The organism is Bradyrhizobium sp. Ken64, from assembly GCF_055807555.1.
This window is the reverse complement of sequence record NZ_JBVVPA010000118.1, coordinates 1-255: the sequence shown is the minus strand read 5'-3', so window position 1 is coordinate 255 and position 255 is coordinate 1. Positions and strand designations below refer to the sequence as shown.

At 67.8% G+C, this 255-nt stretch carries 1 protein-coding gene; it reads left to right on the top strand.

Features of this window, described 5'->3' with window-relative positions; all coding sequences use genetic code 11:
• On the top strand, nt 1-235 hold a 235-nt coding region (locus AC0L2F_RS35890), incomplete at its 5' end, for an MTH938/NDUFAF3 family protein (RefSeq protein WP_473251540.1).
• Nucleotides 236-255: the final 20 nt, after the last annotated feature.

Here is a 255-nt window from a genome sequence, read left to right as displayed (position 1 = left end):
CCTGGCACTGACGGCGGCCGATTGCGCCAAGCTGCTCAACGAGGCCGACAAGGTCGAGATCCTGCTGGTCGGCGCCGGCAAGGATCTCAGGCCGTTGTCGGCGGGGTTGCGTGCCGCGCTGAAGGCGGCGGGCATTGCGTCCGATCCGATGTCGACCGGGGCGGCCGTACGGACCTACAATGTTCTACTGGCGGAAGACCGCGCGGTGGCCGCCGCGCTGATCGCCGTCGAGTGACGGGAGCGAAAACGCCAAAA